Source organism: Pantoea pleuroti (assembly GCF_014156615.1).
Lineage (GTDB): Bacteria > Pseudomonadota > Gammaproteobacteria > Enterobacterales > Enterobacteriaceae > Pantoea > Pantoea agglomerans.
In genome coordinates this window covers 707,634-723,199 of the sequence record NZ_SBFD01000001.1, presented here as the reverse complement: position 1 = coordinate 723,199, position 15,566 = coordinate 707,634, and the positions used below count along the sequence as shown (strand labels likewise).

The window sequence follows — 15,566 nt, the reverse complement described above, 5'->3', positions numbered from 1 at the left end:
ATGAAGCAACGGTTGCTGGTGATAGGTAATGGCATGGCGGGAATGCAGATGGTGGAGAGCCTGCTGCAACGTGCGCCGCAGCGCTACGCCATCACGGTCATTGGCCGCGAGCCGCACGGCAACTACAACCGTGTGCTGCTGTCGCCGGTGCTGGCAGGTGAAACGCCGTTCAGTGAAACGCTGATCCACGATCGCGACTGGTATGAGCGGCACGGCGTCACGCTGCTATCCGGCGAAACCGTGCTGCAGGTCGATCTGGCGGCACGTACAGTGCAGACCGATTATCGCCAGCTGGGCTGGGATCGGCTGGTGTTTGCCACCGGCTCACAGCCCCGTTTGCCCGCCATTCCCGGCATCAACGCGGATTGCGTACTGGGTTTTCGCAGTATCGCCGACGTCCGGCAACTCCTGACGGGCCAGGGACCGGTGGTGGTGTTGGGCGGCGGTTTTCTCGGCATTGAAGCGGCGGCGGCACTCGGTGCCCGTGGACGTGAGGTTACGCTGGTTCATCACAAGCCCTGGCTGCTGGATCGCCAGCTGGATGCAAAGGCGGGCGAGTTGTTGCTGACGTCACTCCAGCAGCGCGGTATCCGCTGCGTGCTGAACAGCGGACTCACGGCGATTGACGAGGCGGGTGTGACGCTGACCAGCGGTCGTCACTGCGCCGCCACGCAGGTGGTGATTGCCATCGGCGTTCAGCCGGAGATAACGCTGGCGCAGGCAGCGGGGCTGCCGTGTCAGCGCGGCATTCTGGTCGATGGGCAGTTACGCACAGCGCTCCCGTCGGTGTACGCCGTAGGCGAGTGCTGCGAAATTGCCGGCGAAACCTTTGGCCTGGTCGCACCCTGCCTGACGCAGGCGCAGATTCTGGCCGCGCAGCTGGCGAGGTCGCCACTGGCGGACTTTGTCAGCCAGCCGCAGGCGACGCGGCTCAAAGTAAGTGGCATTTCGCTGTTCAGCGCCGGGGATGTCAGTGAGGCACCCTCCATCAGCAGTTTTGATCCGATCTCCGGCGACTACCGCCGTCTGTTTCTTCGTCAGGGCCGCCTCTGTGGCGTATTGCTCTCTGGCGACACCCGGCAGGGTCCCGCGCTGCTGGCGCGTCTGCTGCGCACCGAAGCTGTCACGCTCGAAGCCCTGTTCGATTCCCGTCAACCTGAACCGCAGCCGCAGGCTGCAGAGAGTCCTGAGATGAGTAAACCGGTATTAGCCGTGGTGGGTCACGGCATGGTCAGTCACCACTTTCTTGAACAGCTGGTTGCCCGCGAACTGCATCAGCACTACCACATTGTGGTTTACGGCGAGGAGCGTCAGCAGGCTTACGATCGGGTGCATCTGTCGGACTATTTCAACGGCAAAACGGCCGACGATCTGTCGCTGGTCAGCGCGGACTTTTTTACCCTGCACGGCATCGAACTGCGCAGCGGCTGCGCAGTCGTAGCGATCGATCGTCAGCAGCGCAGTCTGCGTGACAGCGCGGGCAATGAGCTGGCGTGGGATAAGCTGGTGCTGGCTACCGGCTCGCGTGCTTTTGTACCGCCGGTGCCGGGCCACGATGGCGAACGCTGCTTTGTCTACCGCACGCTGGACGACCTTGATGCCATAGCCGCATGCGCCCGCAATAGCCAGCGCGGCATCGTGATTGGCGGCGGCCTGCTGGGTCTGGAGGCGGCGAATGCGCTGCAGCAGCTCGGGCTGGAAACCCACGTGGTGGAGTTTGCGCCACGCCTGATGGCAGTGCAGCTCGATGAGGGCGGGGCGCTGATGCTGCGCCAGAAGATCGATGCGCTGGGCGTCACGGTTCACACCTCAAAACAGACCGAACTGATTGAGCGTCAGACCGACGGCAGCGTGGTGCTGCGCTTTGCTGACGGCAGCAATTTACCCGGCGATCTGGTGCTGTTCTCCGCCGGTATCCGGCCGCGCGATGAGCTGGCACGTGAAGCGGGCCTGACGCTGGGACCGCGCGGCGGCATTGAGATTAACGATCGCTGCCAGACCAGCGATGAAGAGGTGTTTGCCATTGGTGAATGCGCACTGTGGAACGGTCAGATCTTTGGTCTGGTCGCGCCAGGCTATCAGATGGCACGCGTGCTGGCCGGGCATCTGGCGGCTGAATCCACCGCTTTCAGCGGCGCGGACATGAGTACCAGACTGAAACTGCTGGGGGTGGAGGTGGCGTCGTTTGGTGACGCGCATGGCCGCACGCCGGGCAGTCAGCACTATCACTGGACCGACGGGCCAAAAGGCATCTACAAGAAAATCGTGGTTTCTGCCGACAGCACCCGGCTGCTGGGCGGCGTGCTGGTCGGTGACAGCAGCGACTACGCCACGCTGCTGCAGATGATGCTCAATGAGTTACCGCTGCCTGCCGCACCAGAAAGCCTGATCCTGCCTGCGCTGTCGGGGGCGCCGAAAGCGCCAGGCGTCGCGGCGTTGCCTGACAGCGCCCAGGTCTGCTCCTGTCACAACGTCAGCAAGGGCGAAATCTGCGCGGCGGTGAAAGGCGGATGCGGTGAGATGAGCAGCATCAAAAGCTGCACCAAAGCGGCCACGGGCTGCGGCGGCTGTGCGGCACTGGTAAAACAGGTGATGGAGTTTGAGCTGGAAAACCTCGGTGTCGAGGTGAAAAAAGATATCTGTGAACATTTCAGCTATTCGCGCCAGGAGCTGTATCACCTGGTGCGGGCCGGTGAGTTCAGAACCTTTGATGCGCTGCTGGCGTCGCATGGGCGGGGGCAGGGTTGTGAAGTGTGCAAACCGCTGGTGGCGTCACTGCTCGCCTCATGCTGGAACGACTATCTGCTAGAACCGGCGCATCTGCCGTTGCAGGACACCAACGACCGCTATTTCGCCAATATCCAGAAAGATGGCACCTATTCGGTGGTGCCGCGCGTCCCGGCGGGCGAAATCACGCCGCAGGGATTGATCGCGATTGGCGAGGTGGCGGCGCGTTACGATCTCTACACCAAAATCACTGGCGGTCAGCGTATCGACCTGTTTGGCGCGCGGCTCGATCAACTGCCTGATATCTGGCAGACGCTACTGGCGGCGGGTTTTGAAACCGGTCACGCCTACGGCAAGTCGCTGCGCACCGTGAAGTCCTGTGTGGGGTCGACCTGGTGCCGCTACGGCGTGCAGGATTCAACCGCTTTCGCCATTGCGCTGGAGAACCGCTACAAAGGGCTGCGCGCCCCACACAAGATCAAGATGGCGGTATCGGGCTGTACCCGCGAGTGTGCGGAAGCACAGAGCAAAGATATCGGGGTGATCGCCACGGAAAAGGGCTGGAATCTCTATGTGTGTGGCAATGGCGGCATGAAGCCGCGCCACGCCGACCTGTTCGCCAGCGATCTCGATGATGCCACGCTGCTGCGTTATGTCGACCGCCTGCTGATGTTCTATATCCGCACCGCAGACCGGCTGCAGCGCACCAGCGTCTGGATGGACAATCTGGAAGGCGGCCTGGACTATCTGCGTCAGGTGGTGATTGAGGATAGCCTCGGTCTGGGCGAGACGCTGGAGCAGGAGATGCAGCGGGTGGTGGACGCTTATCAGTGCGAGTGGCAGACCACGCTGGCGGATCCTTCACGACTTGCGCTGTTTACCCCTACGGTCAACAGCGATCGCCCGGATGAGACGCTGCACTACAGCCGGGTGCGCGGTCAGCGTCAGCCGGAGGCCGTTACCGATCGTCCGCTGTTACCGCCGCCAGCCGAGCCGTGGAGCGCGGTGTGTACACTGGAGGCGATTCCTCAGCAGGCGGGGATCGGGGCGCGACTGGGTAGCGAACGTGTTGCGCTGTTCCGCTTTGGCGATGCGCTTTTTGCGCTGGAAGACCGCGAACCCGGCAGCGACGCCAGCGTACTGTCACGTGGGATTCTGGGCGATGTGGGCGGCGAGCCGGTGGTGATCTCTCCGCTCTATAAGCAGCGGATACGGTTGCGTGACGGACAGAGCCTGGATAACCCGCAGCATCAGCTGCGCTGCTGGCCGGTGAAGCTGGAAGCGGGTCAGATCTGGCTGGCAAATCGTCCGCTGGATCAGCTGGCGCAGGCATCATGAACAGTACCTGTCCCTATTGCGGCGTCGGCTGTGGCGTCTGCGTCACCCCGCAGGGGGCGCATCAGGCAAACGTGATCGGCGATCCGCACCATCCCGCGAATGCAGGTCGGTTGTGCGTAAAAGGCGCAGCGCTGGGCCAGACCCTGACGCCGCAAGGGCGTTTGCTGAACGCCGAGGTTAACGGGCAGCGCGTCAGCCTGGACGCTGCGCTGGATGCGGCGGCGGCGGGATTGCGGGCGGTTATCGATCAGTATGGCCCGCAGGCGGTGGCGTTTTACGGCTCCGGCCAGCTGCTGACCGAGGATTACTACGTCGCCAATAAGCTGATGAAGGGCTACATCGGTGCAGCCAACATCGATACTAATTCGCGGCTCTGCATGGCGTCGGCGGTGGTCGGTTATAAGCGGGCGCTGGGGGCCGATGCGGTGCCCTGCTGCTATGAGGATCTGGAGCAGGCCGACCTGGTGCTGCTGGTGGGGTCTAATGCTGCCTGGGCGCATCCGGTGGTGTGGCAGCGGCTGATGCAGGCGAAGCTGCAACGTCCGGCGATGCGTATTGTCGTTATCGATCCGCGGCGTACGGCGAGTTGCGATCAGGCCGATCTCCACCTGCCGTTGCGGCCCGGCAGCGATACGGCGTTGTTTTCCGGTCTGCTGCACTGGCTGGCGCAGCAGGATGGCATTGATACCAGCATGTTGCCGCATCTGAATGGCGTGGACGAGACGCTGACCGCCGCAGCGCAGTGGGATGTGGCGCAAGTGGCAGAGGCATGTGACTTAACCGTGCAGCAGGTCGCGCACTTTTTCCAGCTGTTCAGCCAGCACGATCGGGTGCTGACGCTGTGGTGCATGGGGATTAATCAGTCGGCCACCGGCAGCGACAATAACCAGGCGATTCTTAATCTGCATCTGCTGTCGGGCAAAATAGGCCGCGCGGGCTGTGGTCCTTTTTCGCTGACCGGACAGCCAAATGCCATGGGCGGACGGGAGGTGGGTGGCCTGGCGAATCAGCTGGCGGCGCACATGAATTTTACTGAAGCGGATTGCGAACGGGTGCAGCGTTTCTGGCGCAGTCCGGCCATTGCCCGGGAACCGGGGCTGACTGCGCTGGATCTTTTCCAGGCACTGGCGGATGGCACGGTGAAAGCAGTGTGGATTATGGGCACCAATCCGGCGGTGTCGATGCCGGAGGGCAACCGCGTCGCGCAGGCGCTGGCGGCCTGTCCGCTGGTGATTGTGTCAGATGTGATGGCGCAGACCGATACCAGCGCCTTTGCCGATATTCTGCTGCCCGCCCAGGGATGGGGCGAGAAGAACGGCACGGTGACCAATTCCGAGCGGCGGATTTCACGTCAGCGCGCTTTTGCCGCCGCACCCGGTGACGCCCGGCCTGACTGGTGGTTGCTGTCGCAGGTGGCCCAGCGTTTAGGGTTTGATAAAGGCTTTAACTGGCAGCATCCGGCAGAGATTTTCCGTGAGCATGCGGCGTTGTCAGGTTTTGAGAACCGGGGCGATCGGGCGTTTGATATCAGCGGCCTGGCGCAATTGAGTAACGCTGACTGGGATGCGCTGCGTCCGGTGCAGTGGCCGGTTAACGCTGACTGTCCGCAGGGCAGCGCCCGGCTGTTTGGCAATCGTCGGTTTTTTCATCCGGATGGTAAGGCCCGGTTGCGGGTGCCGGCCACGCCCGTAGTCGCCCCGCGCGAACCGTCGTATCCGTTGCTGATGAATACCGGACGGGTGCGCGATCAGTGGCACACCATGACGCGTACCGGGCTGGTGCCGCGTCTGATGCAGCATTGCGATGAACCGTTTGTCTCGCTGCATCCGGCTGATGCGGCAGCGTATGGCGTGACGGCGGGCGGACTGGCGCGGGTACAGTCTGTTCAGGGCTGGATTAGCGTGCGGGTGCGTGTCGATGCCGGGATGCGTCGGGGCGAGCTGTTTGTGCCGATGCACTGGAACCGGCAGTTCAGTCAGCAGAGTCACGTTGATTTGCTGGTGGCCGCCCGTGCCTGTCCGTTTTCGGGGCAGCCCGCGCTGAAGCAGACGTCGGTGCGGATTCTGCCGTTGACGGTGAGCTGGCAGGGCTGGCTGTGGCAGCGCGAGATAGCGCAGCCCACAGGGTTGCGTTACTGGGCGCGTACCCCCTATCCGGCGGTGCAGCGTTATGCGGTAGCGGGCCAGGGGGCGCCGCAGGTCTGGCTGGACAAGCAGGTTGTTCTTTCAGGCTGTCACAGGCAGGTTGCGACCGGCAGCGGCAATGATTACCGGTTGCTGGCATGGCGTGACGGCGAGTTGCAGCTGGCGTTTTATGCCGGCTCCGTGTTGCCGTCGATTGATAGCGCGTGGGTCGCCGAGGCCTTTAGTCATGCGCCGCAGGATGCGGCAGGGCGGCACAGTGTACTGGCAGGACAGGCCGCGCAGGGCGGGGCCTCGGGACGAATTATTTGCAGTTGTATGGCGGTGGGTGAGCAGACGATTTTGCAGGCGGTAGCGCAGGGGTGTCGTACGACTCAGGCGCTGGGCGAGAAGCTAAAGTGCGGCACGCAGTGTGGCTCCTGTATTCCGGAGCTGAAGCAGTTGTTGCTGTCCGAAGTGATGTCGGAGGAATGATGACACGAGCAATTGATTCTCTGGATAAGTTACTGGCCCCGGTGGATGCCGGGTCGCCGCAGGGCGCGGTGTGGCTGGTGGGTGCGGGCCCTGGCGATGTGGAACTGCTGACCGTTAAGGCGTTGCGGTTGCTGCAGTGTGCTGAGGTGGTGGTATATGACCGTTTGGTGAGTGACGCGGTGATGGCGGAGGTGCCGGAGCAGGCGTTGTGTATCGATGTGGGTAAGCAGCCGGGGCAGCATGGTCTGAAGCAGGCGCAGATTAATCAGTTGCTGGTGGAACTCGCGCGCAGTGGACGCAATGTGATCCGGCTGAAGGGGGGCGATCCGTTTGTTTTTGGTCGCGGAGGCGAGGAGATGGTGAGCGTGCAGCAGGCCGGGATTCGCTGTGAGGTCGTGCCAGGGATTACGGCGGCTGTGGGTTGTGCGGCAGCCAGCGGGATTCCGTTGACGCATCGGGATTGCGCGCAGTCTTTGCGGTTGATTACCGGGCATGGGCGGAACGGCGAGCCGCAGCTGGAGGCGGCTGCGCTGACGGCGGTGAATCAGACGCTGGTATTTTATATGGGGTTGAGCTGGAGTGCATCGATTAGTGTGCAGTTGCAGGCGCAGGGACGTGATGCGGAGACGCCGGTGGCGATTATTGAGAATGGGACCCGGCCCGATCAGCGGGTGTTGATTACCACGCTGGGGGGATTAGCGGAGACGGTGGCGCGGGATAAGCCGGTGTCTCCGTCGTTGCTGATGGTGGGTGAAGTGGTGCGGTTTTATCGGGCTGATTTGCAGGTGCGGATGCAGGTGCAGGCGGTGGGGTGACGGGGCTGCAGGTGCGGGCTTTTGCTGGCAGGCAGGAACGGTGTGGCAAGACGGTGCGGCGTGCAGGTAAGACCTGCCTGATCGCAAAGGGATCCCGCATCCCTGCGGACTGGGCTCGCCATCCCTGGCTCGCACACTTTGCTTTTCAGGCAGGCCTTACCTGCACTGTTGGCATTGGTGCGGGGTTTTGCGGGATCAGGTCTGGATTGAGTGCGGTTGATGAGAGTGGAAGTGCCCGAGCAGGGCGAAAAGGGCAGTGAAGTGTGGGAAGGCAGGCTGGGGTTGGCAAGACGGTGCGTCGTGCAGGTGAACTGTATAAAAGACGACGGAGCTTTAGCTGGCTTTAAAGCTCCTCCCACGCAGGCAGGTTGTGAACTTTTTTTCGATATGCGTGAAACAGTGCCATTGTCGTACCGAAGAACAGGCCTGCGATCAGATTGGGTATCAGCGAATAATTGTCGTCAGACACGCCCGGAAGAGAAGGCAATAAGAGCAGCAGTGGCATCATCAGCGTGTACATGCTGGCAAACACCACAAGATTGAGCCAGAACGGAGTGAAACCCGGGGGCGGAAGATGGATATTCATTTTCCATAACAAACGATGTAATGGCGGAGCAGAGTTACTCGGCCACATTTTCTTCGCTGCCATCAGGGCTAAAGCCCGCGCTTTCCTGCGCTCGAAAATCTCGTTTTTCATCGTTTTATCATCCGTTACATCCCTGCTTAGCATTCGCTCTGGAGCGTAACTTAATCCTGTGGCTGTCTGATGACAGCGAGTGGCTGAATCGATGTTGTTTCAACAAGCATTACATCGCCCGCTTCAGCGGCAGCGGGGCCACCAGCACTTTCACGCCTAGTGCTTCAAACGCTTTGACCTGCGCAGTGCTGATGCCGCTGTCCGTGATCAGGTAGTGGATATTGCTCCAGTCACAGGGCAGCGCGAACATCGAAACCTTGTCTATTTTGCTGGAGTCAGCGACCACGTAAACCGTGCTGGCAGATTTGATCATCGCCAGTTTTACCTTGATGTCAGTTTCACTGGGGAAGCTCAGGCCCAGACGCGGCGAGATGCAGGCGGTCGCCAGGAAGAGTTTACCGGCCAGCACGTTTTCGAAGAAGCTGGCCGCCTTTTCGCCGGAGGTAGAGAGCGTCGGAAATTTAAAGGTACCGCCGGTCAGCAGGATGTTGATCCCCGGCTCGCCGCCCAGTTTCAGGGCGATATTCACCGCGGTTGTCACGACTGACAGGCGGCGGATGTGGCTGATGGCATCGGTGATCGCGGTGGTCGTGGTACCGGAATCGAAAATCACCGTGTCGCCATTTTCGATATGCTGCGCCGCCAGCCGGCCTATCGCCTCTTTCTCTTCCAGATGCGTCTGCCGCTCCAGCAGCATCGCTCCGGTATTTTGTTTGCCCGTCATCAGCGTCGCGCCACCATGGTAGCGCTGCACAAAGCCCTGTTTTTGCAGCATGCGCAGGTCGCTGCGTAAGGTGGCTTCGGTCAGTCCAAAGGTCTCCGTCAAAGCTTTCACCGTGACCGTGCCATCCTCACGGATCATCTCCAGAATTTTCTCGCGGCGTTGCTGCATGTCAGCGAGCTGCTCACTTTTGCTTTTCAATCGAAATGCTCCCTTTTCCAATAACCTGAGAAGTCGGGCGAACAAGGTCTTTGTGGCTGAGTTTAACGCGCCATTTTTATGAATGCGAGATAGCCTGATCTGCCTTTGGTTTTCGAACGAAAATATAAAATGTGCAGGTTATTGAATCTCTCATGCTTTCCGGTTTGCAGCCAGCTGCCTTTATTTCGGGACTGGAAGCCAGATCACGTCTTTTCAATCAGATAAGCCGCTTTGCAGGGCAGATGGTCGAAATTTGATCTGCTCCACACAACGTTTCTTTTCGATAGCTTATATTTTTGTTCGAAAATGAGTGAGTCAGCGGCATCGGCAAAAATCTGAGGGGAAGAGTGGGATGAGTGGTGAATATGACGTAAACCTGCGCTACGGCGTGGATACCGCAATGAATCTGGCCGGCAAAGTGGCCGTCGTGACCGGCGGGCTGGGAGGTATCGCGATGGCGACCAATGGCATGTTGCTGGAGAAGGGAGCGAGTCTGGCACTACTCTATCCGCCGTTTGAAGCAGAGAAGGTCGCCAGTCTGAAGGCAGACTTCCCCGGCGAGCGGGTGCAGTTTGTCTGCTGTGACGTTACCGATCCCGCGTCGGTTGAACAGGCTTTTAACGATGTGGTTTCCCACTATGGCCGGATCGATATCCTGGTGAACTGCGCAGGCTACGTGATGCTGCAGCCGGTGATCGAAACCGATTTTGCCGAGTGGCAGAAGCAGATTGCGGTGAATCTCACCGGGCCTTTTCTCTGCTCACAGGCCGCCGCACGGCTGATGATCCGTGCCGGTGCGGGCGGCAAAATTATTAATATCGCCTCCCAGGCGGCATCCATCGCTATCGACAACCATGTCGCCTACACCTCAGCCAAAGCGGGCCTGCTGGGCATGACCAAAGTGATGGCCAAAGAGTTTGCTCCGCATCGCATCAACGTTAACACCCTGTCGCCCACCGTGGTGCTGACGCCGATGGGCGAAAAGGCCTGGCGCGGCGAGAAGGGCGAGCAGATGAAGAAGCTGATTCCGCTCGGACGCTTTGCCTATACCGATGAGATCGCCGCTGCGGTGCTGTTTTTCGCCAGCAACGGCAGCGACATGATCACCGGCGCCGATTTGATGATCGATGGGGGCTTTACCATCTGGTAAGGCCAATCCAGCACCCGGGAATTCATACCCTGCCATAACGATAAGAGAGAACATCATGAAAAACCGTACCTTGCTGTGCACTGCCGTGGCTGCCTGTCTGGTTTCGCAGGCGGCGTTTGCCGCCGAAAAGGGCACCATTATGATTCTGGTTAACTCACTCGATAATCCCTACTACGCCTCCGAAGCCAAAGGCGCCAATCTCAAAGCGCAGGAACTGGGTTACAAAACAACGGTGCTGTCGCACGGCGAAGATGTGAAAAAGCAGAGCGAACTGATCGACGCCGCTATCGGTAAAAAAGTGCAGGGTATCGTGCTGGATAACGCCGACTCCACCGCCAGCGTGGCGGCGATTAAAAAAGCCAAAGATGCCGGAATTCCGGTGGTGCTGATCAACCGCGAAATCCCGGTGGATGACGTGGCGCTGGCGCAGATCACCCACAACAACTTCCAGGCGGGTTCAGACGTTGCCAACGTCTTTGTTGAAAAGATGGGCGAAAAGGGCAAGTACGCCGAACTCGCCTGTAACCTGGCGGACAACAACTGCGTGACACGCTCGAAATCATTCCATCAGGTGCTGGATCAGTATCCTGATATGCAGAGCGTGGCGCGTCAGGATGCCAAAGGCACCCTGATCGACGGCAAGCGCATTATGGACAGCATCCTGCAGGCACATCCGGATGTGAAAGGGGTGATCTGCGGTAACGGCCCGGTGGCGCTGGGCGCCATTGCCGCGCTGAAGGCGGCTGGTCGCAACGATGTGATCGTGGTGGGCATTGATGGCAGCAACGACGAACGCGATGCGGTGAAAGCGGGCACGCTGAAAGCCACGGTGATGTTGCAGGCGCAGGCGATTGCCGCTGAAGGGGTGACCGATCTCGATAACTTCATTCAGAAGGGCGTGAAGCCGGAAAAACAGCGGGTGATGTTCCGCGGCATTCTGATTACCCCGGAAAACGCTAAAGGTGTACAGGACTTTAACTACAAGTCGTAATTAAACGCTGTCGCGCCTGCGAAAGCGGGCGCCAGGGAGAAGATGATGTCCCGAAGAGTCTGGCTGACGCTGGTGGTCTTGCTGTTAAGCGGCTGCAAAATTGTGTCGCAGCAGGAGCTGGCTGCCCTGAAAAATCCCCCCAATCCGAAAATGGCGAACATCGACCAGCTCTGGCAGCAGAAACTGGTGCCACAGGTTCAGGCAGAGGCTAAACCGCTGGCGACGCTGATGAAGTCGCTGCAGTCTGCCAAAGACTTCGACAGTGCCTGTCAGAGCTACGGCTATCGCAGTCAGGCTGAGAATCCCTGTGTCTTCAGCGTCTCGGTCAGCGGCGAGGTGACCGCCGTGAATACCACGTCACGCAGCGGGAAGATGACCGTGAAAGATGAATCAGGTGACAGTGTCACTATTCAGGTCGGGCCAATCATTCGTGGCACCGCTTTACGGGATGTCTACAAAGGCGTGAGCTATCAGGACTTCAATGACCAGGTGCTGTTTGGTGATTACGGCAAGGCGATCAACCAGCACGCCTCCACTCTGATGCAGCAGTTTGCGCCGAAGGTGGGCGATAAAGTGAGGGTCTCCGGCGTGTTCAGCAGCTGGGACATTCCGCAGCAGCTGCCGGATATCACTCCGGCTGCGATCACCCGGCAATAAGGAGCGGCAGATGCAAAATCCTCAACCGCAACAGCCCGGCGACGTGATTATCGAAACGCGCAACGTGTCGCGTCTTTATCCCGGCGTGACCGCGCTCGATCAGGTCAGTTATCGGGTCTACCGCAATAAAGTCAACGTGCTCATCGGTGAGAACGGCGCCGGTAAGTCCACCATGATGAAGATGCTGGCAGGGGTGGAGACGCCGTCGTCGGGCGAGATTCTGCTGGATGGCAAGGTGGTGTCGCTGAGCTCCACGCATCAGGCGGAGAAGCAGGGGATCAGCATCATTTTTCAGGAGCTGAATCTGTTTCCCAACATGAACGTGATGGACAACATCTTTATCGCCAATGAGTTTTTCCAGCGCGGGGTGATCAATGAAAAGTATCAGTACGCGCTGGCAAAGTCGCTGCTGGAGCGGCTGCAGCTGGATGTCGATCCTTACGCGCCGCTGGGTGAGCTGGGTATTGGTCATCAGCAACTGGTGGAGATCGCCCGGGCGCTGTCGAAGGATACCCGGGTGCTGATCATGGATGAACCGACCAGCGCCCTGAGCCAGTCTGAAGTGAAAGTGCTGTTTAACGTCATCGATCAGCTTAAGCGGCGCGGTGTCACCATTATCTACATCTCTCACCGGCTCGAAGAGCTGATGGAGATTGGCGATCACATCACCATTTTCCGCGATGGCCGTTTTATTAGTGAGCGCGAGGTTCGGGACGCCAGCGTGCCGTGGATTATCGCCCAGATGGTGGGTGACAAGAAAAAGCAGTTCGACTATCAGCCTGCGCCACAGGGGGAAACGGTGCTGGAGGTAGAGGGCCTGACTGCGCTGCATCAGAACGGCGGTTACAAGCTGAATGAGGTCAGTTTTACGCTGCGCAAAGGCGAGGTGATCGGCATTTATGGCCTGCTGGGGGCCGGACGCACCGAGCTGTTTAAGGGGCTGATTGGCCTGATGCCCTGTCAGTCTGGCCGGGTTCGGCTGGCGGGCAGGGATCTGGCGAAACGCAGCTTCCAGCAGCGGCTGAAAAGTGGCATAGCGCTGGTGCCCGAAGATCGCAAAGGCGAAGGGGTAATTGAACTGATGTCGGTCACCGCCAACATGACGCTCTCTGACTTCAGCCTGCGCGGTTTTCGACGTGCGCTGGGGCTGTTGAATCCTGCCAGGGAGCAGCAGCGGGTCAGTGAGATGATCGGCCATCTGGCGATTAAAGTCAGCGATCCCGACCTGCCGGTCACGGCGCTGAGCGGCGGTAATCAGCAGAAGGTGGTGCTGGGTAAAGCGCTGATGACCGGGCCGCAGGTGGTGCTGCTGGATGAGCCAACGCGCGGTATCGACGTGGGTGCCAAAACCGACGTCTATCACCTGATTGGCAGTCTGGCACAGCAGGGGCTGGCAGTGATGTTCTCCTCCTCTGAACTGGATGAGGTGATGGCGCTGGCGGACCGCATTTTAGTGATGGCCGATGGCCGGATTACTGCCGATCTGCCGCGCGCAGCGGCGACGCGAGAACATCTGATTGCGGCATCAACCCCGCAGGATTAATAGCCTGACCCATCAGGCTATTTTATTTGTCCGTCTGAACCTGAGCAGAGGTCACACAGGCTGCTTTAGCAACCTGAACGCCCGTCAGGGCGGCCCTGAAGGGGCGAGCACAGCGAGTAATCCTTACGTACTGCGTGTACGTGCCGGTTGTTCCGCGCTGTCCGTGTCCAGACTGCCTGAAACCATTACGCCTGGCGGGCCAGGCTCTAAGCTGGCCGGAGAATTTCATGAACCAAAAATATCTGCTCTATATGTACCTGCTGAAGGCCCGCACCTTTATTGCGTTGCTGATTGTGGTCGGCTTTTTCAGCGTGATGGTGCCGAACTTTCTCACCCCCTCTAACCTGCTGATCATGACGCAGCACGTGGCGATTACCGGCCTGCTGGCCATTGGTATGACGCTGGTGATCCTGACCGGCGGTATCGATCTCTCGGTGGGTGCGGTCGCCGGGATCTGCGGCATGGTGGCGGGCGCACTGCTCACCAATGGCATCCCGTTGTGGGGCGGCAATACGCTGTTTCTCAACGTGCCTGAAGTGATTCTGGTCGTGGCCATCTTTGGCGTGCTGGTGGGACTGATTAACGGCACGGTGATCACCCGGCTGGGCGTTGCACCCTTTATCTGCACCCTGGGCATGATGTATGTGGCGCGCGGTGCGGCGTTGCTGTTCAACGACGGCGGCACCTACGCCAACCTGGTGGGAGTGCCCGCGCTGGGCAACACCGGCTTTTCGCTGCTCGGTTCCGGCACCGTACTGGGCGTTTACCTGCCGATCTGGCTGATGCTCGGCTTTTTACTGCTCGGCCTCTACCTGACGCGCAAAACCCCGCTGGGTCGTTATATCTACGCCATTGGCGGCAATGAGTCCGCCGCGCGACTGGCGGGCGTGCCGATTATCAAGGTGAAAGTTTTTGTCTACGCCTTTTCCGGCCTCTGCGCCGGACTCGTCGGGCTGGTGGTGGCCTCTCAGTTGCAGACCGCGCACCCGATGACCGGCAACATGTTTGAGATGGACGCCATTGGTGCCACCGTGCTGGGCGGCACGGCGCTGGCGGGCGGACGTGGCCGGGTTTCCGGCTCGATTATTGGCGCTTTCGTTATCGTCTTCCTGGCGGATGGCATGGTGATGATGGGCGTCAGCGATTTCTGGCAGATGGTAATCAAAGGTCTGGTGATTGTGACTGCGGTGGTCATCGACCAGTTCCAGCAACGTCTGCAAAGCAAAGTGGTGCTGCTGCGTCGCCATGAAAAAAAGCAGCAGGCAGCCCCCCTTACTGATGTTCGTCACAGTTAACAGGAGCTATTATGAGCCGCGAACAACGTGGAAAAACAGTGGTGATAACCGGTGCCTGTCGTGGCATCGGGGCCGGGATAGCGGCGCGTTTCGCCCGCGACGGGGCCAGGCTGGTGATGGTGTCGAATGCTGACCGGGTGTTCGCTACAGCTGACCAGCTTCAGCAGCAGTATGGCAGTGAGATTCTGGCGCTGCAGGTCGATGTCACGGATGAAGCTGCGGTGCAGCAGCTCTATCAGCAGGCCTTTGAACGCTTTGGTCAGATCGACGTCTCGATACAGAATGCGGGCGTGATCACCATCGATCGCTTCGACACCATGCCGAAAAGCGACTTTGAGCGGATTCTGGCGGTTAACACCACCGGCGTCTGGCTCTGCTGCCGTGAAGCGGCGAAATATATGGTGCAGCAGCGCAGCGGCAGCCTGATCAACACCTCATCGGGGCAGGGAAGACAGGGCTTTATCTACACGCCGCACTACGCCGCCAGCAAAATGGGGGTGATAGGCATTACCCAGAGTCTGGCGCTGGAACTGGCGCCGTGGAACATTACGGTCAACGCTTTTTGTCCCGGCATCATTGAGAGTGAGATGTGGGATTACAACGATCGCGTCTGGGGCGAGATCCTCAGCAGCGAGGAGAAAACCTACGGCAAAGGGGAACTGATGGCGGAGTGGGTGCAAAACATTCCGCTGAAGCGTGCTGGTCAGCCGGAAGATGTTGCCGGCCTGGTGGCGTTTCTGGCATCAGAGGATGCGCGCTACATCACCGGGCAGACCATCAATGTGGATGGCGGTTTAATCTTCTCCTGATGCGGTG

At 59.7% G+C, this 15,566-nt stretch carries 11 protein-coding genes; 9 read left to right on the top strand and 2 right to left on the bottom strand.

The window, feature by feature from the left end; translation table 11 throughout:
* Genes nirB through cobA form a run of 3 tightly spaced genes read left to right on the top strand, consistent with a single transcriptional unit; the run spans nt 1 to nt 7,495 of the window.
* Nucleotides 1-4,065 carry a nitrite reductase large subunit NirB gene (gene nirB, locus EPG66_RS03520; protein WP_182685963.1) on the top strand — a complete coding sequence of 1,355 codons (4,065 nt, stop codon included), beginning with the start codon at nt 1-3 and terminating at the stop codon, nt 4,063-4,065.
* A complete protein-coding gene (locus EPG66_RS03515) occupies nt 4,062-6,680 on the top strand; it encodes a nitrate reductase (RefSeq protein WP_182685961.1) in 2,619 nt (872 codons plus the stop codon). The genes nirB and EPG66_RS03515 overlap by 4 nt, the downstream gene beginning before the upstream one ends.
* Entirely contained in the window at nt 6,680-7,495 is an 816-nt protein-coding gene (gene cobA / locus EPG66_RS03510) for a uroporphyrinogen-III C-methyltransferase (RefSeq protein WP_182686040.1), read from the top strand. The genes EPG66_RS03515 and cobA overlap by 1 nt, the downstream gene beginning before the upstream one ends.
* 343 nt (nt 7,496-7,838) lie before the next feature.
* On the opposite strand, the gene EPG66_RS03505 is transcribed toward cobA, so the two are convergent.
* Both EPG66_RS03505 and EPG66_RS03500 read right to left on the bottom strand, forming a co-directional pair.
* Nucleotides 7,839-8,225, bottom strand: coding sequence for a DUF6404 family protein (locus EPG66_RS03505; RefSeq protein ID WP_081325936.1), 387 nt, complete (start codon nt 8,223-8,225; stop codon nt 7,839-7,841).
* A 76-nt stretch (nt 8,226-8,301) separates the two neighbouring features.
* Complete coding sequence (locus EPG66_RS03500) at nt 8,302-9,114, bottom strand: DeoR/GlpR family DNA-binding transcription regulator (RefSeq protein WP_083068211.1); 813 nt, start codon at nt 9,112-9,114, stop codon at nt 8,302-8,304.
* A gap of 352 nt (nt 9,115-9,466) precedes the next feature.
* On the opposite strand from EPG66_RS03500, the gene EPG66_RS03495 reads away from it, so the two are divergent.
* The 6 genes from EPG66_RS03495 (at nt 9,467) to EPG66_RS03470 (ending at nt 15,559) form a co-directional block, all read left to right on the top strand.
* On the top strand, nt 9,467-10,264 hold the full coding sequence (locus tag EPG66_RS03495) for a GolD/DthD family dehydrogenase (RefSeq protein ID WP_069026140.1): 798 nt from the start codon (nt 9,467-9,469) through the stop codon (nt 10,262-10,264).
* Nucleotides 10,265-10,319: 55 nt separating this feature from the next.
* On the top strand, nt 10,320-11,255 hold the full coding sequence (locus EPG66_RS03490; RefSeq protein WP_010670004.1) for a D-ribose ABC transporter substrate-binding protein: 936 nt from the start codon (nt 10,320-10,322) through the stop codon (nt 11,253-11,255).
* A 45-nt stretch (nt 11,256-11,300) separates the two neighbouring features.
* Entirely contained in the window at nt 11,301-11,912 is a 612-nt protein-coding gene (locus EPG66_RS03485; RefSeq protein ID WP_010245779.1) for a DUF2291 family protein, read from the top strand.
* 10 nt (nt 11,913-11,922) lie between these two features.
* Entirely contained in the window at nt 11,923-13,455 is a 1,533-nt protein-coding gene (locus EPG66_RS03480) for a sugar ABC transporter ATP-binding protein (RefSeq protein WP_182685960.1), read from the top strand.
* A 227-nt stretch (nt 13,456-13,682) separates the two neighbouring features.
* The gene (locus tag EPG66_RS03475; RefSeq protein WP_010245772.1) at nt 13,683-14,750 is read left to right on the top strand and encodes an ABC transporter permease; all 1,068 of its coding nucleotides are present in this window, start codon (nt 13,683-13,685) and stop codon (nt 14,748-14,750) included.
* Nucleotides 14,751-14,761: 11 nt separating this feature from the next.
* Nucleotides 14,762-15,559: a glucose 1-dehydrogenase gene (locus EPG66_RS03470; protein ID WP_022625770.1), complete on the top strand. Its 798-nt coding sequence runs from the start codon at nt 14,762-14,764 to the stop codon at nt 15,557-15,559.
* Nucleotides 15,560-15,566: the final 7 nt, after the last annotated feature.

What these genes read in the sequence shown, in the direction of transcription:
- nirB (WP_182685963.1), top strand. Translation starts at nt 1, where the DNA reads ATGAAGCAACGGTTGCTGGTGATAGGTAATGGCATGGCGGGAATGCAG.
- EPG66_RS03515 (WP_182685961.1), top strand. Translation starts at nt 4,062, where the DNA reads ATGAACAGTACCTGTCCCTATTGCGGCGTCGGCTGTGGCGTCTGCGTC.
- cobA (WP_182686040.1), top strand. Translation starts at nt 6,680, where the DNA reads ATGACACGAGCAATTGATTCTCTGGATAAGTTACTGGCCCCGGTGGAT.
- EPG66_RS03505 (WP_081325936.1), bottom strand. Translation starts at nt 8,225, where the DNA reads ATGCTAAGCAGGGATGTAACGGATGATAAAACGATGAAAAACGAGATT.
- EPG66_RS03495 (WP_069026140.1), top strand. Translation starts at nt 9,467, where the DNA reads ATGAGTGGTGAATATGACGTAAACCTGCGCTACGGCGTGGATACCGCA.
- EPG66_RS03490 (WP_010670004.1), top strand. Translation starts at nt 10,320, where the DNA reads ATGAAAAACCGTACCTTGCTGTGCACTGCCGTGGCTGCCTGTCTGGTT.
- EPG66_RS03485 (WP_010245779.1), top strand. Translation starts at nt 11,301, where the DNA reads ATGTCCCGAAGAGTCTGGCTGACGCTGGTGGTCTTGCTGTTAAGCGGC.
- EPG66_RS03480 (WP_182685960.1), top strand. Translation starts at nt 11,923, where the DNA reads ATGCAAAATCCTCAACCGCAACAGCCCGGCGACGTGATTATCGAAACG.
- EPG66_RS03475 (WP_010245772.1), top strand. Translation starts at nt 13,683, where the DNA reads ATGAACCAAAAATATCTGCTCTATATGTACCTGCTGAAGGCCCGCACC.
- EPG66_RS03470 (WP_022625770.1), top strand. Translation starts at nt 14,762, where the DNA reads ATGAGCCGCGAACAACGTGGAAAAACAGTGGTGATAACCGGTGCCTGT.